The organism is Paludisphaera mucosa (assembly GCF_029589435.1).
GTDB classification, from domain to species: domain Bacteria; phylum Planctomycetota; class Planctomycetia; order Isosphaerales; family Isosphaeraceae; genus Paludisphaera; species Paludisphaera mucosa.
The window spans coordinates 2051034-2076432 of the sequence record NZ_JARRAG010000002.1 but is presented as its reverse complement, the minus strand read 5'-3'; the positions used below and the strand labels follow the sequence as shown (position 1 = coordinate 2076432).

At 68.7% G+C, this 25399-nt stretch carries 14 protein-coding genes and 1 other RNA gene; 12 read left to right on the top strand and 3 right to left on the bottom strand.

Annotation, left to right across the window (positions count from 1 at the left end):
• Positions 1 to 11 precede the first annotated feature (11 nt).
• Positions 12 to 1430, top strand: coding sequence for a matrixin family metalloprotease (locus PZE19_RS17695; protein ID WP_277861955.1), 1419 nt, complete (start codon positions 12 to 14; stop codon positions 1428 to 1430).
• 53 nt (positions 1431 to 1483) lie between these two features.
• Complete coding sequence (locus tag PZE19_RS17690; RefSeq protein WP_277861954.1) at positions 1484 to 3895, top strand: hypothetical protein; 2412 nt, start codon at positions 1484 to 1486, stop codon at positions 3893 to 3895.
• 15 nt (positions 3896 to 3910) lie between these two features.
• Here the strand turns inward: PZE19_RS17690 and PZE19_RS17685 are convergent, their stop codons facing one another.
• On the bottom strand, positions 3911 to 4504 hold the full coding sequence (locus PZE19_RS17685) for an ANTAR domain-containing response regulator (RefSeq protein WP_277861953.1): 594 nt from the start codon (positions 4502 to 4504) through the stop codon (positions 3911 to 3913).
• A gap of 524 nt (positions 4505 to 5028) precedes the next feature.
• Here PZE19_RS17685 and PZE19_RS17680 point away from each other — a divergent pair.
• Positions 5029 to 7770, top strand: a complete 2742-nt coding sequence (locus PZE19_RS17680) for a cadherin-like domain-containing protein (RefSeq protein ID WP_277861952.1) — start codon at positions 5029 to 5031, stop codon at positions 7768 to 7770.
• A gap of 117 nt (positions 7771 to 7887) precedes the next feature.
• A complete protein-coding gene (locus tag PZE19_RS17675; RefSeq protein ID WP_277861951.1) occupies positions 7888 to 8553 on the top strand; it encodes a PEP-CTERM sorting domain-containing protein in 666 nt (221 codons plus the stop codon).
• 36 nt (positions 8554 to 8589) lie between these two features.
• Here PZE19_RS17675 and PZE19_RS17670 read toward each other — a convergent pair whose 3' ends face one another.
• Positions 8590 to 9699: a two-component system sensor histidine kinase NtrB gene (locus PZE19_RS17670; protein WP_277861950.1), complete on the bottom strand. Its 1110-nt coding sequence runs from the start codon at positions 9697 to 9699 to the stop codon at positions 8590 to 8592.
• A 238-nt stretch (positions 9700 to 9937) separates the two neighbouring features.
• Here PZE19_RS17670 and glgX point away from each other — a divergent pair, with 238 nt between their 5' ends.
• The 3 genes from glgX to PZE19_RS17655 all read left to right on the top strand — a co-directional run bounded on the left by glgX (position 9938) and on the right by PZE19_RS17655 (position 16998).
• The gene (gene glgX, locus PZE19_RS17665) at positions 9938 to 12175 is read left to right on the top strand and encodes a glycogen debranching protein GlgX (protein WP_277861949.1); all 2238 of its coding nucleotides are present in this window, start codon (positions 9938 to 9940) and stop codon (positions 12173 to 12175) included.
• A gap of 99 nt (positions 12176 to 12274) precedes the next feature.
• The gene (gene treY, locus PZE19_RS17660; protein ID WP_277861948.1) at positions 12275 to 15358 is read left to right on the top strand and encodes a malto-oligosyltrehalose synthase; all 3084 of its coding nucleotides are present in this window, start codon (positions 12275 to 12277) and stop codon (positions 15356 to 15358) included.
• A gap of 68 nt (positions 15359 to 15426) precedes the next feature.
• Complete coding sequence (locus PZE19_RS17655; RefSeq protein WP_277861947.1) at positions 15427 to 16998, top strand: sulfatase family protein; 1572 nt, start codon at positions 15427 to 15429, stop codon at positions 16996 to 16998.
• A 6-nt stretch (positions 16999 to 17004) separates the two neighbouring features.
• Here the strand turns inward: PZE19_RS17655 and treZ are convergent, their stop codons facing one another.
• The gene (treZ, locus tag PZE19_RS17650) at positions 17005 to 18981 is read right to left on the bottom strand and encodes a malto-oligosyltrehalose trehalohydrolase (protein ID WP_277861946.1); all 1977 of its coding nucleotides are present in this window, start codon (positions 18979 to 18981) and stop codon (positions 17005 to 17007) included.
• Positions 18982 to 19186: 205 nt separating this feature from the next.
• On the opposite strand from treZ, the gene PZE19_RS17645 reads away from it, so the two are divergent.
• The 5 genes from PZE19_RS17645 to dnaX all read left to right on the top strand — a co-directional run bounded on the left by PZE19_RS17645 (position 19187) and on the right by dnaX (position 25302).
• Entirely contained in the window at positions 19187 to 20539 is a 1353-nt protein-coding gene (locus PZE19_RS17645; protein WP_277861945.1) for a hypothetical protein, read from the top strand.
• A 352-nt stretch (positions 20540 to 20891) separates the two neighbouring features.
• Positions 20892 to 22028, top strand: coding sequence for a prenyltransferase/squalene oxidase repeat-containing protein (locus tag PZE19_RS17640; RefSeq protein WP_277861944.1), 1137 nt, complete (start codon positions 20892 to 20894; stop codon positions 22026 to 22028).
• A gap of 42 nt (positions 22029 to 22070) precedes the next feature.
• Entirely contained in the window at positions 22071 to 23093 is a 1023-nt protein-coding gene (locus PZE19_RS17635) for an esterase/lipase family protein (RefSeq protein WP_277861943.1), read from the top strand.
• A gap of 112 nt (positions 23094 to 23205) precedes the next feature.
• Positions 23206 to 23303: signal recognition particle sRNA small type (gene ffs / locus PZE19_RS17630), an RNA gene on the top strand.
• A gap of 127 nt (positions 23304 to 23430) precedes the next feature.
• Positions 23431 to 25302, top strand: coding sequence for a DNA polymerase III subunit gamma/tau (gene dnaX / locus PZE19_RS17625; RefSeq protein ID WP_277861942.1), 1872 nt, complete (start codon positions 23431 to 23433; stop codon positions 25300 to 25302).
• Positions 25303 to 25399: the final 97 nt, after the last annotated feature.

Below are 25399 nucleotides of genomic sequence, written 5' to 3'. Positions count from 1 at the left end.
AGATGGAAGGGTTGGAGGAGCGCCTCCTGCTCTACGCCACCCTCGGTGCGAACTGGGTTTACGGTTCCCGGATCACATACAGCTTCGTCCCCGACGGCACGTCGATCGGCGGGACGCCCAGCACGTTGTACCAGACCCTCAACGCGCTCTACCCGACCAGCGTCTGGCAACGCGAGTTCAACGAGGCCGCGGCCGTCTGGCAGGCGGTCGCCAACGTCAACCTGGTCCAGGTCTCGGACGACGGTTCGGCGCTCGGGGCCGCCGGCTACCAGCAAGGAGACCCCCGGTTCGGCGACATCCGCTTCAGCGCGATCCCCCTGGCGTTCGGGACCCTGGGGGCGGCCTACTCGCCTCCCCAGCTCAACGGCGGCCCCCTGGCGGGGGACGTCGTCCTCAATTCCATCATGAGCTGGAAGATCGACGCCAATTACGACCTGAAGACGGTCGCGATCCACGAGATCGGCCACGCCCTGGGGATGAGCCACTCCGAAATCAGCAGGGCGGACATGTACTCGTATTACACGGCGATGAAGCAGGCGTTGCACAGCGACGACGTCAGCGGGATTCGCTCCATCTACGGCGGCCGGCAGGGCGACGCCTGGAACAGCAACGGCCAGAGCAACCTGTCGTACTGGGACGCCAAGAGCCTCGACGGCTGGCGGACGTCGGCGAATCAGATCACGGTCGCCGACCTCAACATCACGAACCCGGGGCAGACCGAGTGGTTCTGGGTGACGATCCCGTCGTCGAACATCGGCAGCTTCACGGTGTCGGCGCAGTCGACCAACCTCAGCCTGCTGACGCCCCAGGTCACCGTCTACGACGCCTCGCTCGGGCTGAAGGGGAACGCGTATTCCTCCCAGTTCGGCGACACGGCCACGCTCACGATCCCCGGCGTCTCGACCGGCCAGGGCTTCTTCATCCGGGCCACGGCTTCCGGAGGCGGCTCGACGGGGGCCTACGCCTTGCAGGTCAACTTCGGCACGGTCCCTCTGACGCCCGTCGCGCCGCCGTTCACGATGGTCCCCACCCAGAACAGCCAGGGAGCCGGCCTGAACACCCTGGTTCAGGGGACGGTCAACACCGTCCGCGCGACCGAGCGTGCGCTCCAGGACCATCACGTCCAGCTCAAGATCGGCAACCTCTCGGCGTGGGGCGACGCCCTGCTCGCCCCGGGCTTCGCGCGGGCCTCGCCGGCGCTCGAGTCGCTCTACGCCGCCGCCGCGGCGAAGGCCCAGGCCGCCTCCGCCCCGATCGCCGCGACGGCCGAGGCGAGCGCCTTCGGGGCCGCCTTGAGCTTCCGGCACGAGGTCTCGCCGTCGTGGACCGGGGGCCTCCAAACGACGACCGGCGCGATCGACGACGTCCTCGCAGGGTGGGGCGGATTCGAGAAGTCATCGGTGGGCAAGCGACGTCCCCACCGGTCGTGAGGGCCTCGCAAGGGTCGTGAAGCGCGAGAGACGTTCCAACTGGTGGCGCAACCATGAAGACGCAGCAGAGCTTTCGCTGGAACGGTGCCGGGATGGAGCGTCTGGAACGTCGTCGCACGCCGTCGACGACCGCGGGCGTCGCGATCGTCGCGGCGGCCCAGTCGTCGGGCGACCTCCGGACCACGCCCGCCGACGGCGACGTCGTCGATGCCGCGAACGCGCCCGACGCGCTGATCTTCAGGTTCAACGCAAATCCCTCCACTATCTGGGCGGATTACAACGTCGCATTCTCACGCATCGAGGCCGACGGCTCGGAGACGCCGATCTTCGACGGGTACAACTCCGTCGCCGGCGTGATCGACGATGCGGCCGGGACCGTGTCGCTCCCCCTGAAGGGGCCCCTGGAACCCGGACGATACCGCCTCGCCTTGATCGGCGGCGGCCCGCTGTCCGCCGCCCTCTCCCGGTCCGCCGCCCTCTCCCAACAAGGCTGGGACGCGACCCAGGACCACGTCGTCGCCGAGTTCGAGGTGAAGGCGCCGGATCGTTCCGCCGGCGCGGCGGACCTGGGACTTCTCGGCCCCGCCGTCCTTAGGGTGCAGGGAAACCTGACGAACTCCGGGACCGATTTCGCCGCCTACCGGATCCGGCTGGGAGCGGGGCGGGAGCTCTGGCAACTGGGGCTCCAGCTCGATGCAGAGCGGATCGGAAGCCCCCTGAACGCCGAGTTGAAGGTCTATGACGAAGCCGGCAACGACGTCGCGGCCACCCATTTCGGCGCCAACCTCCCGCTCGCCTATCCCAACGACCCATACCTTTTCGTCGGGCTGGCCCCGGGCGATTACGTGGTCGTCGTCAGCCGGTCGGAAGGACGGCCCGGCGGGGCGTTCCAGCTCGATCTCGTCGCCGACCCGGTGACCGCGCCGGCCCGCGTGACCGACTTCACGCTCGACCGGACCGACGGGGCGGTGACCGGTTTCACCATCGCATTCTCGTCGGCCGTCGATCCGTCCCGACTGCTGACCGACGCCATCCGGGTCGTCGACGGCCGGGGAGGCGCGCATCTCGTGGAGCTTACGAAGGTGGACCCCGGCCTCCAGCGGGTCGCCTTCCAGTTCGTCGAACGGCTGCCGGACGGGGACGAACTCATCCAGTCGCTGGCGGCGGGAAGCTACAGCCTCATCGCCTCGGGCGACGCACCGATCGCGGACCTGATCGGTCGGATCCCGGTTGCGGACGGTGTGCCCGCCGGGACTCTCGCCCGATGGACCGTCTCGCCGGAAGAGGGCTCGAAATTCAAGGTAGCCCGCCACGTCAGCCTCGGGGGCGGCGTCATCACGCTAGCGCCGGGAGAGTCGACCGAGTTTCCGTTCGTGATCGCCGACGATTCGCCCCTCGTCCAGATGGACGGCGACGCCCTCCTATCGCTTGGGGTGAACCTCACAGGCGGATCGCTCCGGTTCGAGGTGTTCGACGGCGGCCTTCGCGTACTGCAGTCGGGATCCGCATCCTTGACCAGTGCGATTCCCCTCGTCCTCGGCCCCGGCTCGTACGTCCTCCGCCTGACGGCCGCCGGCGACGCGCCGCTGGTCGCCACCTGGATCCTGACGAGAGGCCATTCCGACTCGCTGATCGGGAACGCCATCGGCTCGAACGGCGCCCTCAGCCTCCGCCTGGGGGCGGATCCCGGCGCGACCACCCCCACGCCGAGCCCTCCGCGTCCTCCGGTCGAAGTTCCGGGGAGTGCCTCGGCCGCCGGGTTCCCCATGGGGCCTTCGCCCTGGGCCTACGTCGCGAACAACGGCTCCGGGCTGGTCGGCCGACCCTCGACGAACGGCGACGGCGTCGCGGCCGTCGGACCGACGGTGCCGGGCGGGCTCAACGCCGTCGCCTGGGGCGGTCCTGGCGTCGGCCTCAATGGGCTGGCGTCGAGTCTCGTGCTGAGTTCGAACGTGCAGGCCGACGACGGCGCTTCCAGAGGACCCGCCGGGTTCGTCGAGGACGCTGCCGAGCCGAGCAATCGCGACGACGCCGTCAAGGTCGCCGCCTCCGAGGGAGACGCCGACGACGCGGCGCTCCGGCGCGCCGACCGCGTGGTCGAGGCCGTGAGGAGCGGGCTGCGATGGCTGGTCGACGGGCCCGAGCCCCTCGCCGGGCCGGTCGCGGCGATCGCCGCCGGCGATCGGCTCGACGGCCGGGTGATCGCCCTGGCCGAGGCCGTCGACCCGAACGGCGACGGCCCATCCAGGGGGGTCGTCGAACAATCGGCGTTCGACCTCCCGATCGGCGTCCTGTTCGTCACGGCCTCGGTCGTCCACCTCCGGCGGGCCCTGCCGCGATGGTGGCGCAAGCGGCGGGCCGTCGCCGCGCCGGCCTCGGCCCCCGCGAAGTCGATCTACCACGGTCCCCGTCGCATGGCCCCGCTCGACCTTCGATCGCGGGCACGCGACTCGGATCGCGTCTGAGCCGATCCGTCCGTCTCAGGCGTCGATGCGGAAGGCCTCGTCGGCCGTCAGGATCATCAGCGCGACCTCGACCAGCTTGCGATTGTGGTCGCTGGCCAGCCGCTGGAGCCTCCGGAACGCGTCGTGCTCGCCGAGGCCCGTGCGCTTCATGAGGAGGCCCTTGGCCCTCTCGATGAGTTTTCGATCTTCCAGCGCCTGGCGGAGGTCGGCGGTCTCCTTGTGCAGGGCCTGGAACTGCTCGAAACGGCTCATGGCGACGGTGATCGCCGGCTCGAGGTCGGCCTGCTTGATCGGCTTGACCAGGAAGGCGAGGACGTGCTCCTGCTCGGCCCGCTCCAGGACCTCGGCGTCGTGGTGCGCCGAGACGAGGATGACGGGGATCGGGGTCGCCTCGTAGATCCGCCGCGCCGCCTCGATCCCGTCCATCACGGGCATCTTGACGTCGGTGATGATCAGGTCGGGCGTGGCGGCGCGGCAGGCCGCGATCAGCTCCGCGCCGTCGCTCGCCGCGGCCACGACGACGTGGCCCAGGCGCGGCAGGATCGCCTGGAAGTAGTCGCGCATGTCGCGCTCGTCGTCTGCGACGGCGATGCGGAGCGATCGGATCATGCGTCCGGCCCCCAGCTTCGGGGGATCGTCAGGGTCCACACGGCCCCCGCCATCCTTTCGCATTGAATCAGGATCTAGGCGTGGAAGCGGCCGGCTCAAGACGCCGGCCGTCTCGATTGTAGCAGATCCGCGCAGGCGAAGATCCTGGCGCCCGCGCGTCGCGAAGATGGACGTCGCGATCGATTTCGGCCCACGAGCCGCACTGGCTCCGTCTCCTCTCCCGCGGCCCGTCCTTCCCGCGAGGATGCGAGTCGCGAACTTCCTTGCCGGCGGACCTCGAGCCGGTTCCGCGACGGCCGTTCGATCGGGCTGCGAACGCCCAATGCTGGTTAAATGATTCAAACAATCTGCGGACTTTGAATTAAAATAATTAAATAGATTAGCTGCACCCTTGACTTGTTTTCATCATGTTCCCATGGTATTGCTCTTGGCAGAACAAAACAACTGTTTTCCGAATGCATTCCTTAGTATTACGTTGCATTCGGGACGCCGACGCACTGCATCCACCAGCCAGGAGTCTGAGCATGTTCGGATCCACTCCCCGTCGCCTCCGACACCGAACCGGGGGAAGTCCATCCGGTCGGCCCGGCTTTGATCGACCCGCCCCCGGACGACGTTCCCGGGCCAGGGCGTTCCGCCTCGAGTTCCTGGAGGAACGCATCTGCCTGTCGCCGGTCGCCTCCGACGACTTCTTCAACATCCGCGTGGATCAGCCCGAGGTCGTGGACGTCCTGGCGAACGATTACGATTTCGCGAGGCCCATCGATCGCTCGTCGATCCAGATCGTCTCGGGGCCGAGCGAAGGCTCGCTGTCGACCCAGAGTTCCAGCTTCCTCTACACGTACGATTTCGACGGCAGCCCCGTCGGCAGCGGGACCGCCTCGGGGCTGGGCGCATTCTCCCAGGGCGACGCGGGGATCGAGCTGAAGGTGTCCGGCGGCTTCGATACGTCCTTCGGAGGCTCCCATTCGGAGTTCGGGGATTACACCCTCTACGTACGCCTCGGCGTGAGCGACTTCTCGAACTTCGATCCGTCGATCTACGACTACAGCTTCAGCGGGACGCTCAACCCCGGCGCCGTCGATTCGTACCCGATCCCGAGCGTCCCGCAGTTCACGCCCTACATCGCCTGGATCGACAATACGGTCGGAGCGGGCGCGCCGGACACGATCCTCGGCGCGTTCGATTCCTACAGCTACCAGCTCTACACCCCGGACCCGGGCTTCGTCGGATCGGACAGCTTCCAGTACACGGTGCAGAACGATCTCGGCGAGGTCTCGAACGTCGCCACGGCATACCTGACGGTCGCCCCCAACCAGGCGCCGGTCGCGAACGATGACGTATACACCGCGATCGAGGGCCGGCCGAATACGCTCTACCTCTACTTCAACGACTACGACCCCGACGGTTTCATCGACACGTCCTCCTACGCCGTGGTGACGCCGCCGACGCATGGAACGGTGACGCTCGGGAGTTTCGGCGAGGTCTACTATGCTCCGGACGCCGGCTATACGGGCCCCGACAGCTTCACCTACACGGTGAACGACAACGAAGGGGTCGTCTCCAACGTGGCGACGGTGAGCCTGCAGGTCCAGCTCAACGAGGCGCCGGTCGCCGCGGACGACAGCCTGCTGGCGGACGCCGGGCTCGGGATCGCGGTCAACGGCCTCCTTGCCAACGATTTCGACCCCAACGGCGACTTCCTCAATCCGTCCAGCATCTCGGTCGTGACGCCGCCGAGCCACGGGACGATCGCCTTCAACAACCTCGTCGGCGCGTTGGTCTACACGCCCGATCCGGGCTACCTGGGCACGGACGGCTTCCAGTACACCATCGACGACGGATACGGCGGGGTGTCGAACGTCGCGAGCGTGGCGATCGTCGTGCAGCCGACTTCGTCGACCCTGACGTCGCCCACGAGCGGCGGCACGCTCCCCTCGGGCGTGACCCCGGTGGGAGGCCTGGTCCTCGACCTGATCGGCGTCAACGGCGTCCGAGTCGTGAGCCAGCTCGCCGCCAGCAGCCTCTACGTCGGATTCTTCAACGACGGCACCCCGGTCGCGTATCGGGGCAACCCCGGGACCATCGGGATCCAGACGAACTTCAGCGCCGAGCTGCTCGCCGCGCTCGGCGGCGGCCTGGCCGAGGCGGCGCTCCGCGTGACCCTCTACGACGGCGACACCGGCGTGGGCGACTTCGACGACCAGGGCCAGAACTTCCTGCTCGTCAACGGCGTCCAGATCGGCGACTTCAGCGACGTCCCCACGGTCAGCACCACGGGCGACGGCGAGATCCTGATCTCCCGCAACCCGGGCGGGGGATTCCGGGACAACACCGTCGACACGGGCTTCTTCTACACGAACGATCCGACCTTGCTGGAGCAGCTCTACGCCACCCTCGGCGGGGGCTCGGTCACGTATCAGGTCCAGGACGTCGACCCGTACGACAATTTCTTCGACTTCACCCAGGGCGTCGACGGCGGCCTGATCGACGTCGGAACCCTGCCCAACTCCCGCCCGATCGCCCGGGACGACGCCGCGACCACCCCGCTCAACACGCCGATCGTGATCAACCCGCTGGCGAACGACATCGACGTCGACGGCACGGTGATCGCCGCGTCGGTGGTCATCGCCCTGGCGCCTTCCCACGGCACGGCGAGCGTCGACCCGACGACCGGTGCGGTCACGTACACGCCCAACGCCGACTTCTCGGGGTCGGACACCTTCCGGTATACGGTCCGCGACGACGACGGGGCCATCTCCAACGAGGCGACCGTGACGGTCAACGTCCTGCCCCTGCCGTCGGTCGCCGACGTGAAGGTCCTGTACGGCGGCCGATCCTACTCGCTGCTCACCAACACGCAGGTCCTGCCCTGGACGACGATCAACGCCATCTCGTTCTCCTTCAACAGCCCGGCCAACCTGTCGATCGGCTCGTTGTCGCTGACCGGGATCAACGTCGCGAATTACCCCATCGCGGCGTTCGCTTACGATCCGTCGACGATGACCGCGACCTGGACCCTGGACCGGACGATCGGTCCCGATCGCCTGGTGCTCTCGATCCTCGGCGACGAGGTGCTGCGATTCAACGTGCTGCCGGGCGACTTCGACCAGGACGGCGTGGTGACGATCATGGACAGCCGGGCGATCCTCCTGGCCGCGGCGGGCAACGTCTTCGCCGACCTCGACGGCGACGGCGACGTCGATCTCGACGACGTCAACGCCTCGCGTCGCCGGTTCCGTTCGACCTTGCCGCCCATCGTTTGAGGCCCCGCAGGCCGACGCATCGTCCGGGAGTGGGGGCGGCCGGCCCGCCCCCATTTCACCACGACTTCCATTCATCCCGACATGAACCATAGACTACTCGACGACCGAGGTGCTTCCATGCTAAAGATCTTCCGACGTACGCTGTTCTCGCTCGCGCCCGCCGTGTTGGCCCTGTTCCTGGCCGACGCGCCGTGCCGCGCCGGATTCGTGGTGACGACTACGGCCGTCGTGGCGAATCAGGGCGGGACGGGCTATTTCGAGGTGCTGCTGACCAACGATTCGGCCCCCGACCGCACCCTCTCGGCCTATTCGATCGACATCCAGGTCGGGCCCGGCGTCTGGATGACGTCCGTGGACGACGCGACGTCCGTCGCCGCTTTCGTCTTCGGTTCGGAGGGGACGGGCACTCTCAGCTTCGACCCCCTCCCGGCGAACTTCGTGAACGTGTCCGATCTCAGCACGTCGCTGGACGGATTCGTGACCGTCGCGGCGAACCAGACCGTCTCGCTGGGGCGAATCGGCTACTCGGTCGCGTCCAACGCGGCGCCCGGGCTGGTCCCCATCACCTTCGTGATGGGACCCGGCACCATGCTCCTGTCGGGGTCGGGCGTCAGCTATCCGAGCAGCGTCCTGTCGTTCGCGCCGGGGACCTTCGAGGTGGTGGGGTCCGGTACGGCGGTCCCCGAACCGTCGAGCGTCCTGCTGTCGCTCAGCGGCGTCGGCCTGCTGGCCGCCGCCGGCTGGGCTCGGCGGAAGGCCCCGACGGCGGCCGCCCGGTCATAACGACCTCGATGCTCGCGGCGGCGCGGTGCGATCGGTTCAGGCGTCCGGCCCGGGGCCGCGGGGGATCGTCAAAATTACCTCGGCCCCGCCGGAAGCGGACGCACCGACCTCCACGCGGCCGCCGTGGGCCTCGACGATCCGCTTGACGATGGCCGTGCCCAGGCCGGTCCCCCGCGTCTTGGTCGTGAAGAAGGCGTCGAAGAACCGGGCGCGCTGTTCGGGGGTCAGGCCCGGCCCGTCGTCGCGCACGACGATCCGGACCTCGCCCCGGCCCTCGGGCTCGACGACGGAGACGGCCACCTCCACCCTCGCCGATCCGGGGGCGGCCGCCAGGGCGTTGTCGAAGAGGTTGGCGAACACCTGCTCAAGCCGGAAGGCGTCGACCGCGCAGTCGAGCGCCTCGGCCTCGGCGGCCTCGACGAGGAGGGCGTCGCGGCCGGCGCGGGCCCGGCCGAGGTTCGTCCAGGCGCGACGCCAGACCTGGTCGAGCCGACAGGGCTGCAAGTCCAGGTGGATCGGCGCGGCGAATTCGCGGACGTCCTCGTAGAGGCGGTGCAGATCGTCCTGCGCCTGCTGGAGGCGGCCGATCAGGTCGACGGCCGCGGGCCGATCCTCGACCTGGAGAGCCAGCATCTCCAGGCACGCCTGGCTGCGCTGGAGGGCGTTGCGGCTCTCGTGGGCGAGCCCCGCGCACATCTGTCCGATCGCCGCCATTCGCTCGGCCTGGAGCAGCCGCTCCTCGGCCCGTCCCAGGTCGGTGACGTCGCGGCCCACGATCAACAGGGCCGGGGCCCCGCCGCCGAGGCCGTCGTCGATCGCCCGCAACGCCCAGCGCATCATCCGCAGCGAGCCGTCGCGGCGGCGGACGACCCCGTCCCGTTCCGTCGCCGACGCTTCGCGGATCGCGCGATCGCACGCATCCTGGAAGGCGGCCCGGTCCTCCGGGGGGATCAGCGTCTCGGCCAAGCCCCGGCCGAGGACCTCGGCCGCCGCCACGCCCGTCGACCGCTCCGCGAACGGGTTGAGATACACGACCTCGCCGGAACCCGTCCGTGCGACGGCGACCAGGAGGTCGACGGCCTCGGCCAGCTCCCGGAAGGCCCGTGCCGGATCCGGAGATCGATCCCGCGGTTCCGCATCCGCCATCCGACCACCAGGGTTCGAGGTCCCGAGAAAGGATCAACCCGCGAGTCGGGCGGGATCCATGGTAGCAAATCCGGTACGGGAGGCGTCCGACCGATCGCTTCGACGCGAAGCGACCGTCGTCCATGGCGCGCGGTTTGCCTATACGCTGGCCGAACCCGTTCACAGGAGGCGACGACGACGTCCGTCGCGTCTCGCGGACGCTCCCGCCCACCCACTCGCCAATCGAAGGATCCTTTTCATGCGCGTCTGGCCTGGCCGACCATTCCCCCTCGGAGCCACCTGGGACGGAGCCGGTGTGAACTTCAGCCTGTTCGCGGAGAACGCATCACGCGTGTCGCTCTGCTTGTTCGACGGTCCGGACGCCACTCGGGAATCGAGGACGGTCTCGCTGCGGGAGCAGACGGCGAACGTCTGGCACCAGTACCTGCCCGACGTCGTCCCCGGCCAGCTCTACGGCTATCGCGTCCACGGCGATCACGACCCGGCGACCGGCAAGCGGTTCAACCCCCACAAGCTGCTGCTCGACCCCTACGCCAAGGCGATCGGCCGCGACCTGAAGTGGGACGACTCGCTCTTCGGCTACCCGCTCGACGCCGCCGACCAGGACCTGGCCTTCGACGAACGCGACAGCGCCGCGTTCGCGCCCCTCGCCGCCGTGGCCGACACCTCGTTCACCTGGGGAGACGACCGCGCGCCCCTCGTCCCCTGGCACAAGACGTTCATCTACGAGGTCCACGTCAAGGGCTTCACGAAATTGATGAACGAGGTCCCGGAGAAGGTCCGCGGCACCTACGCCGGGCTCGCCTCCGAGGGGGCGATCCAGCACCTCAAATCGCTGGGCGTGACGGCCGTCGAGGTCCTGCCGATCCATTATCACATCGACGACCGCTTCCTCACCGACAAGGGCCGCGTCAACTACTGGGGCTACAACACACTGGGGTTCTTCGCCCCCGACCCGCGTTACTCGACCCAGCCCGGCGACCCCCTGGCGGCGGTCCGCGAGTTCAAGATGATGGTCCGCGCCCTGCACGCGGCGGGCATCGAGGTCATCCTCGACGTCGTCTACAACCACACGGCCGAGGGCCAGCAGCAGGGGCCGACGCTCTCGTTCCGGGGGATCGACAACGCCGGCTACTACCGCCTCAGCCCCGAAGATCCCCGCTACTACATGGACTTCACCGGCTGCGGCAACACGTTCAACATGAGCCAGCCCCACGTGCTTCAGCTCATCATGGACAGCTTGCGGTACTGGGTCGTCGACATGCACGTCGACGGCTTCCGGTTCGACCTGGCCAGCACGCTCGCCCGCGAACTTTACGAGGTCGACCGCCTCGGCGCCTTCTTCGACATCATCCACCAGGACCCGATCCTCTCGCAGGTCAAGCTGATCGCCGAGCCCTGGGACGTCGGGCCCGGCGGCTACCAGGTCGGCTACTTCCCCGTCCTCTGGACCGAGTGGAACGGCAAGTACCGCGACAACGTCCGCCGCTTCTGGAAGGGCGACGGCGGCACCGTGTCGGAGTTCGCCACCCGGCTCACCGGCTCGAGCGACCTCTATCAGCAGACCGGCCGCGCCCCCTACGCCAGCATCAACTTCATCACCTGCCACGACGGCTTCACGCTTAAAGACCTCGTCTCGTACAACGAGAAGCACAACGAGGACAATGGCGAGGAGAACCGCGACGGGGCCGGCAACAACGATTCGTGGAACTGCGGGGCCGAGGGCCCGACGGACGATCCCGAGATCAACGCCCTCCGCCAGCGTCAGATGCGGAACTTCATGACGACGCTGATGCTCTCGCAGGGCGTCCCGATGCTCCTGGCCGGCGACGAGATCGGCCACACCCAGAAGGGCAACAACAACACCTACTGCCAGGACAACGAGCTGACCTGGCTCAACTGGCAGCTCGACGACGACCAGAAGCGATTCCTCGACTTCACCCGCCGGGTCGCGCTGATCTTCCGCGAGCACCCGGTCTTCCAGCGCCGGAAGTTCTTCCAGGGCCGCGCGCTCCGCGGTTCCGAGATCAAGGACATCTCGTTCCTGGTGCCGTCCGGCGTCGAGATGACCGACGAGGACTGGGACGCCGGGTTCGTCAAGTGCCTGGGCGTGCGGCTGGCCGGCGACCTGATCGGCGACGTCGACGAGCGCGGCGAGCCCATCGTCGACGACACGGCACTCATCCTGCTCAACGCCCACCACGAGGCGATCCCGTTCACCTTGCCCGAGACCAAGGAGGGGCAGGTCTGGCGGCGGGTCCTGGAGACCTTCGCCGACGACACCGAGCCGCTCGTCGCCGAGGGGGGCTACATCTACGACCTCCGCGATCGATCGATGGCCGTCTTCTTCACCCGCGACCTGGGCGAGGCCCAGCCCGACATCTCCGCGAAGCAGGTGGAGGTGCTCCGCCGCGACGCGAACACGCCGACGCCCGCGATGCCGTCGCCGCACCGCACGGCCTCTCGCGAGATCTGACGACGTCCGTACGCTTCGCACAGGAACGAGGATGGGGGGGCGGGTCTCGGGGCCCGCCCTTCCGCTTTCCCGGCCGCCCCCAGACACGGAGACCCTCCCATGGAAGCGACGCCGCACCAGCCGGCCGAGGTCGAACCGGCCGCGCTCGACGCCCACGCCGAGGCCCTGCTCGCCGCCACGCTCGAGGAGATCGGCTGCCGCCGCGTGGTCCCGACCGCCACCTACCGCGTCCAGCTCCACGCCGGCTTCCGGTTCGACGACGCCCGCGCGATCGTCCCCTACCTCGCCAAGCTGGGGATCACCGACCTGTACACGTCGCCCTACCTCAAGGCCGCTCCCGGCAGCACCCACGGCTACGACATCACCGACCACTCCCAGCTCAACCCCGAGATCGGCGAGGAGGCCGACCACGAGGCGATGCTCGCCGCCCTCCGCGACCACGACCTGGGCCTCCTGCTCGACGTCGTCCCCAACCACATGGGGATCCTCGGCAACGAGAACCCCTGGTGGAACGACGTGCTGGAGAACGGCCAGGCCTCCGTCTACGCCGGCTCGTTCGACATCGACTGGTCGGCCCCGACGAGGCCCGAGAATCGGGGCCGCGTGTTGCTGCCGTTCCTGGGCGGACTCTACGGCGACGTCCTGGAGGGGGGCGAGCTGAAGCCCGGCCGCGACGGCGGCGCCTTCCGGGTCGAGTACCACGACCATCGCTTCCCGCTCGACCCCCGGAGCTACCCCGCGATCCTGGAGCCCGCCCTGGAGCCGATCCTCGCGACGCTCGGCTCGGACGACCCCGGCGTCCTGGAATTCCAGAGCATCCTGACGGCCGCTCGCAACCTCCCTCCCCATTCCGAGACCGATCCGGCCCGGATCGCCGAGCGGAACCGCGAGAAGGAGATCGTCAAACGGCGTCTGGCCTCGCTCCTGTCCGAGCAGGCCGCCATCGCCGAGGCCGTCGACGCCGCGCTGGCCGCCCTTCAAGGGACGGCCGGCGAGCCTCGCAGCTTCGACGCGCTCGACGCCCTGCTGGAGTCGCAGCCTTACCGCCTGGCCTACTGGCGGGTCGCGGCCGACGAGATCAACTACCGCCGATTCTTCGACATCAACGCCCTCGCCGCCCTCCGCGCCGACCGCGAGGAGGTCGTCCGCGCGACGCACCGCCTGGTCTTCGACATCCTCGCGCGGACGCCGGCCTCCGGGCTCCGGATCGACCACCCGGACGGCCTCCTCGACCCGCGGACCTACCTGGCGCGGCTGCAGGAGGCGCTCGTCGTCGTGATCGCGCACCGACTGCACCGCGAGGGCCCCCAGGCCGAGGCGATCCCCTGGTCGGAGGTCAAGCCCCGGATCTGCGGGACCCTCGCCGCCGAGCCACCGGGGGCCGTCCGCCCACCCTCGCTCTACGTCGTGGTCGAAAAGATCCTCGCCTTCGACGAGAAGCTCCCCGAGGAGTGGGCCACGCACGGCACCTCGGGCTACGACGCCCTCAACCGGATCAACGGCCTGTTCGTCGACGGTTCGAGCGGGCCGAGCTTCGCGCGGCAGTATGAGGAGCTGATCGACGACCCGACGCCCTATCGCGACCGGGTGATCGAGGAGAAGCAGCTCATCATGGACGCCTCGCTCTCCAGCGAGCTGCACGTCCTGTCGCACCAGCTCGAACGGATCGCCCACCGCGACCGCCGGGCGCGCGACTTCACCCGGAACACCCTGCGAACGGTGCTGCGCGAGGTCATCGCGGCCTTCCCCGTCTACCGCAGCTACATCACGCCCGAAGACGTCTCGGCCGAGGATCGGCAGCTCGTCGGCCGGGCCGTGGGCCGGGCCAAGCGCCGCAATCCGCTGCTCAGCTCGGCGATCTTCGACTTCCTGTCGCGCACCCTCCTGGACCGCAACGCCCGGCCCGTCGACCTCCCCGCGGACGAACCGTCGCAGGCCGACTTCGCCGGCAAGTTCCAGCAGGTCACCGCGCCGGTCACCGCAAAGGGCATCGAAGATACGACGTTTTATATCTACAACCGTCTGATCTCGCTCAACGAGGTCGGCGGCGAGCCCGACCGCTTCGGCGCGCCGCCGGGCTCGCTCCACAAGTGGTTCGCACGCCGGGCCGAACGGCACCCCTACGCCCTCTCGGCGCTCTCGACCCACGACACCAAGCGGAGCGAGGACGTCCGGGCTAGGATCGACGTCCTCTCGGAGATCCCCGATGAGTGGTTCGACGTCTTCGTGAGCTGGACCGACCTTAACCTGATCCACCACCGCGCGCTCCACGACGACGCCGAGACCCCCGGCCGCAATGAGGAGTATCTCATCTACCAGGTCCTCCTCGGCGCCTGGCCGATCGAAGAGATGGACGACGAGGCCCTGGCCGCCTTCCGCGACCGCATCCGCGCCTACATGGTCAAGGCGACCCGCGAGGCGAAGGTCCACACGAGCTGGCAAAACCCCTACGAGGAATACGAGGCGGCACTCGACGCGTTCCTCGTCGACATCCTCGACCGCTCCAAAAACCCCGCGTTCTTCAGGGATTTCCTCCCCTTTCAGAGGCGTATCGCCTTCCACGGGCGGATCAACAGCCTGTCGCAGTCGCTCCTGAAGATCGCGGCCCCCGGAGTTCCGGACACCTACCAGGGGACCGAGATCTGGGACCTGAGCCTGGTCGACCCCGACAATCGCAGGCCGGTCGATTACCAACGCCGCGAGGCGATGCTCGACGACCTGATCCGTCGGGCCGAGGCCGCCGGCGAAGACGCGTCGTCCCTCGCCCGCGAGTTCGCCGAGGGGCCGTTCGACGGCCGGGCCAAGCTCTACCTGCACTGGCGGGCCCTGCACGCGCGGAAACGCTCGCCACGCCTGTTCGCCGAGGGGGAATACACGCCGCTCCAGCCCGCCGGAAAGTACGAGACCTCGATCTTCGCCTTCCATCGCCGCCTCGACGGCGAGTCCGCGATCGTCGCGGTCCCCCGACTTACGACTCGCCTGCCGCTCGAAGGGCGGATGCCGCTCGGCGAGCCCGCCTGGGGCGAGACCGTCGTCCGGCTGCCGGGCGTCGAGCCGGGCGTACGCTACCGCGACGTCTTCACCGGCGCGATCGTCACCGCCTCCGACCGCGACGGGACGACCGCCATCCCGGCCGCCGTCCTCTTCGCCGACTTCCCCGTCGCGCTCCTCATGGAGGAATGACCCGCTCGCCCGTATAATCGCCGGACTTGGCCCCAGCCCCCGACTCCAAGTCCGTCGAGAATCTGCACATGACTGAGCGAACCTTCTTCCTGGTTCGGGCCGCCGCAGCGGCGTTGTTCGTCTCCGCGTCCGTGGCGACCGCCGCCGCTCAGGACGCTCCGCGGCGACCCAACATCGTCTTCCTCTTCTCCGACGATCACGCCTATCAGGCCGTCGGGGCCTATCAGGATCCGCGGAAACTGCTGGAGACGCCCAACCTCGACCGGATCGCGCGCGAGGGCGTCCGCTTCGACCGCTGCCTCGTCCCCAACTCGATCTGCGGGCCCAGCCGGGCCACCGTTCTGACCGGAAAGTACAGCCACCTCAACGGCTTCTACAACAACACGAACAGCCGGTTCGACGGCGCCCAGGCGACGTTCCCCAAGCTCCTCCAGCAGGCCGGCTACCAGACGGCGGTCGTGGGCAAGTGGCATTTGGTCTCGGCCCCGACCGGGTTCGACTACTGGAGCATCCTGCCGGGGCAGGGGATCTACTACGACCCGGACATGATCGAGATGGGCGTACGTTCCCGGCGTTCGGGATACGTCACCGACGTCATCACCGACCTCTCGCTCGACTGGCTCAAGAAGCGAGACAGGTCGAAGCCTTTCCTGCTCATGTCCCAGCACAAGGCCCCGCACCGCCCCTGGTCGCCGGCGATCCGCCACCTGGGCCATGACGGCGACCGCGCCTACCCCGAGCCGCCGACCCTTTTCGACGACTACGCGAACCGCTCGCTCGCCGAGCGCGACCAGGACATGACCATCGCCCGCACGATGACGCCGAACGACGTCAAGATGGGCGGCTTCAACGAGCGGTTCTCTCCCGAGCAGCGGCAGGCGTGGGACGCCTATTACAAACCCCGCAACGACGCGCTCCTGAAGGCCGGCCTCCAGGGGGCCGACCTGGTCCGCTGGAAGTACAACCGCTACATGCACGACTATCTCGGGTGCATCAAGGCGGTCGACGAGAACGTCGGGCGGATCCTCGAACACCTGGACCAGGAAGGGCTGGCCGAGAATACGATCGTGGTTTATGCGTCCGACCAGGGGTTCTACCTCGGCGAGCACGGCTGGTTCGACAAGCGCTGGATCTTCGAGGAGTCGCTCAGGACGCCGCTGCTCGTCCGCTGGCCGGGCGTCGCGAAACCGGGGCGGGTCGAGGGCCGGATCGTCTCCAACGTCGACTTCGCCCCCACGTTCCTGGAGGCCGCCGGGATCGCGATCCCGCCCGAGATCCAGGGCCGGAGCCTCGTCCCGATCCTCCGCGACGCGGCCCCAGCGGATTGGCGCCGGAGCTTCTACTACGAGTACTTCGAGTACCCGGCTCCGCACCACGTCCGCCCCCATCACGGCGTGGTGACCGATCGCTACAAGCTCGTCCGTTTCGACGGGCCGGACCTCGACGCCTGGGAGCTGTTCGACCTCCGCGAAGACCCGCGCGAACTGAAGAACGTCTACGACGAGCCGACGAACGCCCCGATCGTCGCCGAGCTGAAGCGCGAGCTGGAGCGGCTTCGCAAGGAGCTGAAAGTCCCCGCGAAGCCGCCTCGCGAGGCCTTCGGCGACGCCCCCCTCTCGAAGCCCTCGCCGCGGTCGTGAACGTGATCAAGACGGCTTGCGCCGCTCGCGGAGCGCAGGGTGGATGTCGTAATCCTCGACCAGGGTCGACCCCATCTCGGCGATCTCGGGGCGGTCGGCCGCCGGCCTCGGCGTCAGCACGACGGCCGAATGTCCGGACGCGCGCCACGGCTGCTCGGGCTCGATCGGGGGGATCCCCGAGCCGCCGTATCGGGGATGCTCGCTGAACCAGAGCAGCGACCAGTCCATGCCCGGCGGCGGCGCCAGCAAGGGCTCGGTGTTCGCCGTCGGGTACAGGTCGCGGCCGAGGTTCACCAGAATCAGCCGACTGTCGTACGCCTCTGCGAAGAAGCGAAGCACGAACGCCTCGGGACCGATCACCGCGCCCTGCACCTTGAGCGCGTCCTGGGCCCGGAAGATCGGATCCTCGCGACGGAGTTTCAGGAGGTCCCGGATCAGGCGGAACTCCGAAACCTCGCGATGATCGCCCGGCTCCTCCAGCTTGCAGGCCGAAAACGTGGACCGGGCGCCGGGGTCGGCCAGGGCCTCGCGAAGCTCGGGCAGGGTCGTGCTGCGGAACCCGGAAAGCTCATCCAGGCGCCCCTTGCAGACGGCGGCCGCCAGCTCGTCGTGGTGGTCGCTGAAGTAGAGGAAGGGGCGTTCGCTGCCAAGCTCCTGCCCCTGGAAGAGCATGGGGGTCTGGGGCGAAAGCAACCATAGGGCCGTCAGCGCGCGGTAGCGTCCCGGGCTCGTGATCGTCTTGAGGCGGCTCCCCTTCGCCGAGTTGGCGACCTGGTCGTGGTTCTCCAGGTAGGTGACGAAGCGTGGGGCCTCAACGTCCAGGGCGTAGGTCCCCCGGCGTTTCTGCTGCCACTTGACGACCTGTCCCTGGAACAGGAAGTTCCACTTCACCGCCGAGATCAGCTCCTGGGGCGTCCCCTGGTAGTCGCCGTAGTAGGCCTCGGCGCGTCCGGTCGCCGCGACCTTCGCCGCGTGGTGGAAGTCGTCGTTCCAGAGGCCGTCGAGGCCGTGGCCGCCGTCGGCCTGGGGACGGATCATGCGGACGTCCTGCGCCTCGTTCTCGGCGTAGATCAGGATGCTGCGCGAGCCGGCCGCCTCGCGGGCGCGTCGGGTCATGGCGGCGATGACGTGGTCTTTCGAGTCGTCGTGGATCGCCTGCGTGGCGTCGAGCCGCAGGCCGTCCAGGTGGAACTCGTCGATCCAGTAGCCGGCGTTGGCGATGAAGAACTCGCGCGTGGGCGCGGAGTCGAAGTTGATCGAGGCGCCCCAGCCGCTGGCCCGCTCGTGGTGCAGGTAATCCTCCGAGAAGGTCGTGTGATACGTGCCGTCGGGGCCGAAGTGGTTGTAGACGACGTCCAGGATCACGCCCAGCCCCAGCGCATGGGCGCGGTCCACGAATCGTCGCATGGCGTCGGGCGTGCCGTAGGGGTGATGAGGCGCGAACAGGTCGACGCCGTCGTAGCCCCAGCCGAACTCGCCGGCGAACTCGGCGACCGGCATCAACTCGACGGTCGTCACGCCCAGCTCGACCAGCCGAGGGAGCCGTTCGACGGCCGCGTCCCAGGTCCCCTCGGCCGTGAAGGTGCCGAGGTGCAACTCGTAGAGCACCTGCCCGCGCAGCTCGACGCCCATCCAGCGGGCGTCTGTCCAGGCGAACCTCGACGGATCGACGACCTCCGAGGGTCCGTGGACCCCGTCGGGCTGGGACCGCGAGACCGGATCGGGGAAGGGGCCCTCGCCGTCGAGCCGGTAGCGGTACCGCGTCCCCGCGCCGAGCCCGGTCGCGAACCCGGAGAAGTAGCCGTCGGCCTCGGGCTCCAGGGCGATCCGCCGGGCGTCGGGCCCTTCCACGATCACCTCGACCGCCCCCCGCTTCGCCGCCCAGACGCGGAAATGGACCCCGCCGTCGTGGACCTCGGCGCCGACCGGCAGCCGACGCCTCGCGGAAATCCCTTCGGTGCTCGCCTCGTTCATCTCGCTCATGGCATCGTCCCGAGGCCCGCGCCGTCGTCGCGCCTCGGCTCCTTGGTCGTGACCGGCTCTCATGAAAAGTTTGGCGACTCGCCCACCGCGTCGATCTGACTCGCAACTCCCATTCCTCGATTTCCGTTGACCCCGGCGAGGCCGAAGACGACGATCGGGTCGTCCGATCGCCTCATACTCACACGTCTCGTGAAAGGAGCCGACGATGCCTCGTTCGGCGATCTCACGGTCTCTCGTCGCAATCTTCGCGCTCGGAGTCGCCGGCTGCGGCTCGCCCGCGCTCCTCCAGGTCGAGACCACGATCCGGCCCGACGGCTCGTGCGATCGGTCGATCTGGCAGCCCAAGGAACAGCTGCTCCCCGCCGAGGCCCTCACCCCGGCCTGGGACGCGCGTTGGGCCGTCGTGGCCGACGTGCCGATCCCGCCGGCGTTCGCCGAGCAGGCCTCGGCATCAAGCGACCGGGCGTATTTCCACGCCCAGGGCGTCTTCGCCACCCCGGCGGCGATCCCCTCCCACCTCCGCAAGTCGATCGAGGGGCATCCCGAATTCGGCGCCGGCGAATTGGTTCACAAATACGACCGCACGGATTACGGCCTGTTCGTCGAGCATCGGTGGAGCGAGTCGCTCACGAACGGCGTGACCCGCGAGGGCTTCGTGCGGGCTCGCGACGCGTTCGCCGAGGCCGCCCTGCCGATCCTCGCCGACGGCTTCAGCCGGATCTACGGGCGGGATTTCGACGTCGACGCCGCCGTCGACGAGCTGAACCGACGCGGCCCGGCCTTACTCCGCGACCTCCTCGACGTCTGGTACGACGCCGCGGCCGTCGGCGACGCGGCCAAATCTTCGCAGGTCTTCAACGCAGGCTTCGTCGCGGCTATCGAACGGGCGGGGGTCGGCCTCCACGACGCGGGCGGGGCCGTCGTCTCCGTCGAGGAAGGGACGCGCCGGATTCGTGAGCACCTGGCCGGACGCATCGCCGCCACCTTCCGCAAAGACGGTAGGCCGCCCCGGGCTGAGGAGATCGAGACGATCCTCTCCAGCACGACGGATCCGGCGATCTCCGAGGCGTGGTCGAAGTACGCCGCCGAACGCAAGGCGGATTACGAGTCGAGGCTCGCCCCGCTGCTGGTGCAAATGACCGGCTTCTACGCCTATCCGCCGTTGCTCCAGCCCCCCGCGCCCCGGTTCGCGTTCGGGGTTCGGCTCCCCGGCGAGTTCGTGAGGGCGGACACCAACGGCGAGGTCGACGCGACCGGCCGCGTCTCCTGGAGGTTCGACGCCGGGCGTCTCTATCCGGGCGGATTTACGATGACCGCGAGGAGCCTGGACCTCGACCGCGACGCCCAGCGCCGGCTCCTCGGACGGGTGGCGATTCCGGACGCGGCGTCGGCCCTCTCGGTCCGCGACCTCCTGGCCGACGATCCCGACCTGATCGCCGTCTTGTGCCAGGCCTGCAAGACGGGCGACGCCCAGCTCCTGACCCCGACGCCCGGCATGGACGACGCTCGAAAAATGCGGCTCGCCCGACTCCGAGAGCGACTGCGAATCGCTCCCTGAGCGGGCGAGCCGCCGTTCTCCTGCGACCCTGCGTCGCCTTGTTTGTTCGCCGCCATTCCATACTGCAAGTTCGTCGTCCTGGGACGGCGGGCGACGCAAATGGCGGAAAATCGGCCGCGAGACGGCGAAAGAACCGCCCGTCGTCGTTCCCCCGCAAAACACGCGATCGGATTAAAGACTTGCAAACCAAGGCGTTGGGTCGAGCGACGTCTTCAGGCATCCCACGTGCTTGGCAGGACCGCGTTCGACGACCCTTCAGACCGATCCCTTGGCGCGGCGTCGCCTCGCGCGATCGAATCAAGAAGCCGTCCGCGACGCATCGACCCCAGCCACGGTGAAACGAGAGCATCCCATGAGCGTCAGCACCCGTCGTTCGTTCCTCGAGAATTCGGCCGGCGCGTTGGCCATGGCGGCCGTTTCCGGCCCGCTGTCCGGTCGGTCCGTCGCGCAAGAGGCGACGCCCACGACGGCCGACGCCCTAACGGCGAAGGCGGTCCGCTTCCTCCGCTCGCGGCAGGACGCGGACGGCGTCTGGTCGGCCGACCGCAAGGAGCCCGGGGTCACGGCGCTGGCGGTGACGGCCCTCCTGCGGTCAGGCCTTGCGGGGCCCTCCGACCCGGCGGTCGTCAAGGCGCTGGCCTACCTGGAGACGTTCGTGAAGCCCGAAGGGGGGCTCCCCGACGCCGCTCACGCCAACTACGCGACGGCCGTGGCCCTGATGGCCTTCCACCACGCCAACACCGACGGCCGCTACGACGCCCTCGTCCGCGGCTCTCAGGCGTTCCTCAAGGACAAGCAGTGGGACGAGAAGGAGGGGAAGACCCCGTCCGACCCGTTCTACGGCGGCTCCGGCTACGGCGGCCGCAGCAACCGGCCCGACCTCTCGAATACCACGTTCATGCTCGAAGCCCTGCGCGACTCGGGCGTCCCGTCCAGCGACCCGGCCTACCAGCGCGCGGTGGTCTTCATCTCGCGCTGCCAGAACCTCGACTCCGAGTTCAACGACCAGCCGTGGGCGAAAAAGGTCAACGACGGCGGCTTCATCTACACCCCGGCCAACGGCGGCACGAGCATGGCCCCCCCGGAGGAGAACGGCGGCCTGCGCTCGTACGCCTCGATGACCTACGCCGGCCTCAAGAGCCTCATCTACGCCGGCCTCACGCTCGACGACCCTCGCGCCAAGGCGGCCCTCGAATACCTCAAGAAGCACTACACCGTCGACGAGAACCCCGGCCTCGGCCAGCGCGGGCTGTATTACTACTACCAGGTCTTCGGCAAGACCCTGGCCCTGCTGGGCTCGGACAAGTTCCAGGACGCCGCGGGCGTCGAGCACGACTGGCGGGCCGACCTGATCGCCGCCCTGGCCAAGCGACAGGGCGCGAACGGCGAGTGGGTCAACCCGAACGACGGCTTCATGGAAGGCGACGCCAACCTCGTCACCGCCTACGGCCTGCTGGCGCTCGCCTCGACCCGCAGGAAAGCGTCCTGAACCCGCCCACAGACGCCCCGAGGACCCGGAGGGAAATCCGGCATGCGTTCGAGCCTCATCGTCCTGCTGGCGGCGTCGGGGCTCGTCGCGTGCCCCGGCGCCTCGTCGCAAGCCCAGGGACCGTCAGCCCCGGCGCCGGATCACGCGGCCGCGAGCCTGCGAGCGTACGAATCGACGGGCCTGTCCATCCTGAAGCCCTACGAGAAGGGGAAGATCCCGGTCGTCCTGGTCCACGGGCTCTGGGCCTCGCCCTGGTCCTGGGACCGGATGATCCGGACCCTGGAGAGCGACCCCGCCATCGACGGGGCCTTCCAGTTCTGGACCTACGGCTACTCGACGGGGGACCCGCTCCCTTACTCGGCCTCGAAGCTCCGGGCCGTGCTCGACCAGGCCCGGGGCCAGTTCGACCCCGACCGGTCGGATCCGGCCTTCTCCCGGCTCGTGTTGGTCGGCCACAGCATGGGCGGGCTGATGTCCTGGATGCAGATCACCGCAAGCGACCGGGCCCTGTGGCGCGGCGTCACCGATCGAAGCTTCGAGGAACTCCGCGGACGCCAGGACGACGTGGAGATGACGCGTCAGTGCTTCTTCTTCGAGCCTCGCACGGAGATCGCGCGGGCGGTCCTCATCGCGACGCCCCACCTGGGGAGTCGGATCGACCACGGTTCGATCCGCCAGCTGGGCAGCCGCCTGGTCCGCCTCCCCGACCCGCTCACGTCGTGCCATCGCCGGCTCCTCGCGGCCAACCCGCCCGACTTCTTCAAGGGCCGCTTCTCGACCCACGTCCCGACCAGCGTGGACGAGCTGGCCTGGCGCGACCCGATGATCACGGCCGTCGCCTCGCTCAAGCCCCGCGCGGGCGTGCGGATCCACTCGATCATCCCCACCCTTTCCGGCCAGGCGGGTCCTCATGAGACCGACGGGGTCGTCCCCTACGAGAGCGCCCACCTGGAGAAGGCCGAGTCCGAGACGGTCCTCAAGGCCGGCCATCTCTGCCAGGACCACCCCCGGGTGGCCGAGGAAGTCCGTCGCATCCTGATGGAACACGTCGCCGATCGCTCCTGAGCGTCCCAACCCGGTCGATCCGACGGCGGCGGTTGACCTTGCATCGCGAGGGCGAGTTTCGGACAATGGGTGTTCGCCTGATACCCGTCCGCGGCGGGGGTCCGGGCGAGCCGGGGGGGACCCGGGCAATGGGGGTTTGTGAACCTGGTCAGGGCGGGAACGCAGCAGCCATAAGCATCACCCTCATGTGCGCGGGAGAACCTCCCCGGCTCACCCAGGCCCCCGCAAGTCGGGCGGGCCGATCGGAAGGAACCGAATCGAGGTCGCATCGTCCCGGGCATGACGCCCGGCCCGGATCTCGGCGACCCGCGAAACCGGAACGAGGGAGCGCCGGCTCGTGTCGCAAGGTCCCGCCTCGAAAAAGCGAGCCGACTCGCCGGCCGCCGTCCCAGCCGGTGGCGGGGCCCCCCCGCCGGCGTCCGACAATTACACGGTCGTCGCCCGCCGCTATCGTCCCCAGCGCTTCGAGGACGTCGTCGGCCAGGACCACGTCGTCCAGGCCCTCCGCAACGCCATCCGCCTGAACCGGCTGGCCCAGGCGTACCTGTTCTGCGGCACGCGGGGCGTCGGCAAGACGTCGATGGCCCGGATCTTCGCCAAATGCCTGAACTGCGTGAAGGGCCCGACCGAGGAGCCCTGCCAGGTCTGCGACATCTGCCAGGCGATCTCGGTCGGGCAGGACGTCGACGTCATCGAGATCGACGGGGCCAGCAACAACGGCGTCGAGCAGGTCCGCGAGCTTCGCCAGAACGTCTCGCTCCGCCCCAGCCGATCGCGGTTCAAAATCTACTACATCGACGAAGTGCATATGCTCTCCACCGGCGCGTTCAACGCCCTGTTGAAGACGCTGGAGGAGCCGCCGCCGCACGTGAAGTTCTTCTTCGCCACGACCGAGGCGAACAAGATCCCGATCACCGTCCTCTCGCGGTGCCAGCGCTACGACTTCGCGGGGATCGCCCCCGACGCGATCGTCGAGACCCTCAAGTCGATCTGCGACCGCGAGGGGGTCGAAGCGGACCTGGACGCCCTCCAGATCGTCGCCCGCCGCGCGGGGGGCTCGATGCGTGACGCCCAGTCGCTGCTGGAGCGGATGCTCTCGTCGGGTAGCCCGAGGCTCACGCCCGACGTGGTCCACGGCCTGCTCGGGACGGCCAGCGACGACCGCCTCATCGGCATGGTCGAAGCCCTGGCGACCCACGACTCGGCCGCGGCCCTGACGTTGCTCGACCAGGCCGCCTCGGAGGGAGTCCAGCCGACCGAGCTGCTCGCCGGGGTCATCGACTTCCTGCGCGACGCCCTGGTCCTCTCGATCGGGGCCGAGTCGCTCACGCTGACCATCGCACCGCGTCAGAAGCCGAGGCTGCAAGCGGCCGTCGATCGCTGGTCGACCGATGCGATCCTCGCGTCGCTCCAGATTCTCGCCGAGGCCCGGGCGCGGATGCGAGGCGTTTCTCATGGCAGATTGCTCTCGGAACTGGCTCTCGTCCGCGTCGCCCGCCTGGAAAACCTCGATGAACTCGGTGAAGTCGTCCAGAGGCTCAAAGCCCTTGAAGCCGGCACGACCCCGCCGCCCAAAGTTTCAGCAACGAGCGCGAAGAAAAAGCTGTCTCAATCCGACTCCATCGCCAGCCAGCAATCGGGGATCGGCAAGCCTCCTCATTTCGCAGCCCCCGTCGAAGCCGTACGGGTAGCCTCGGTCCTTCCGCCCGTGCTACGAGCCACCGAGCCGGAAATCGTTGTGGAGCATCGGCTTGCGATCGAGCAAGAACGTCGCGTCGAGGCCTTGCCGCCGCTCGACCTGGAGGTCGTCCAGAAGATCTGGCCCGACCTTTTGAAGAAGGTCGGGGCGAGCTTATCCTGGCGACTCAGCCAGGCGCAACCGATCGGCGTCGACGAGCCCGACGTCCTGGTCATCGGGGCCAAGCCGGGATACAATTCCGTGGCTGATCCGTGCGGAGCCGACGAGGCCCGCAAACGGATCGGCGAGTGCCTGCAATGGCTGCTCCAGAGGCCCTTGAGCGTGCGCTACGAGGCGTCGCAAGCCGATGGCGCCCAGCCGGAAGCGCCCGAATCCGGGTCCCGGCGCCTCGACCAACTCGGCGCCGACCCGCTGATCCAGAAGGTCGTGGAACTCTTCGAGGCCCGGGTCTCCCATTTCGAGCCCGAAACCCGGCGCGACGGCGAAGACGGCTCGACGTCCGTCCACTAATTCGTCATGATGGAGAAGTCCCTTTGGCGACGACCCCTCGGGGTCGGTCGATCGATCGTGGACGCTCCCTCGAAGACGCCGACCAGAAGGGGTGACC

Excerpts from the sequence above, each read along its gene's own strand:
- PZE19_RS17690 (WP_277861954.1), top strand. The coding sequence starts at position 1,484 with ATGAAGACGCAGCAGAGCTTTCGCTGGAACGGTGCCGGGATGGAGCGT.
- PZE19_RS17685 (WP_277861953.1), bottom strand. The coding sequence starts at position 4,504 with ATGATCCGATCGCTCCGCATCGCCGTCGCAGACGACGAGCGCGACATG.
- PZE19_RS17680 (WP_277861952.1), top strand. The coding sequence starts at position 5,029 with ATGTTCGGATCCACTCCCCGTCGCCTCCGACACCGAACCGGGGGAAGT.
- PZE19_RS17675 (WP_277861951.1), top strand. The coding sequence starts at position 7,888 with ATGCTAAAGATCTTCCGACGTACGCTGTTCTCGCTCGCGCCCGCCGTG.
- PZE19_RS17670 (WP_277861950.1), bottom strand. The coding sequence starts at position 9,699 with ATGGCGGATGCGGAACCGCGGGATCGATCTCCGGATCCGGCACGGGCC.
- glgX (WP_277861949.1), top strand. The coding sequence starts at position 9,938 with ATGCGCGTCTGGCCTGGCCGACCATTCCCCCTCGGAGCCACCTGGGAC.
- treY (WP_277861948.1), top strand. The coding sequence starts at position 12,275 with ATGGAAGCGACGCCGCACCAGCCGGCCGAGGTCGAACCGGCCGCGCTC.
- PZE19_RS17655 (WP_277861947.1), top strand. The coding sequence starts at position 15,427 with ATGACTGAGCGAACCTTCTTCCTGGTTCGGGCCGCCGCAGCGGCGTTG.
- treZ (WP_277861946.1), bottom strand. The coding sequence starts at position 18,981 with ATGAGCGAGATGAACGAGGCGAGCACCGAAGGGATTTCCGCGAGGCGT.
- PZE19_RS17645 (WP_277861945.1), top strand. The coding sequence starts at position 19,187 with ATGCCTCGTTCGGCGATCTCACGGTCTCTCGTCGCAATCTTCGCGCTC.
- PZE19_RS17640 (WP_277861944.1), top strand. The coding sequence starts at position 20,892 with ATGAGCGTCAGCACCCGTCGTTCGTTCCTCGAGAATTCGGCCGGCGCG.
- PZE19_RS17635 (WP_277861943.1), top strand. The coding sequence starts at position 22,071 with ATGCGTTCGAGCCTCATCGTCCTGCTGGCGGCGTCGGGGCTCGTCGCG.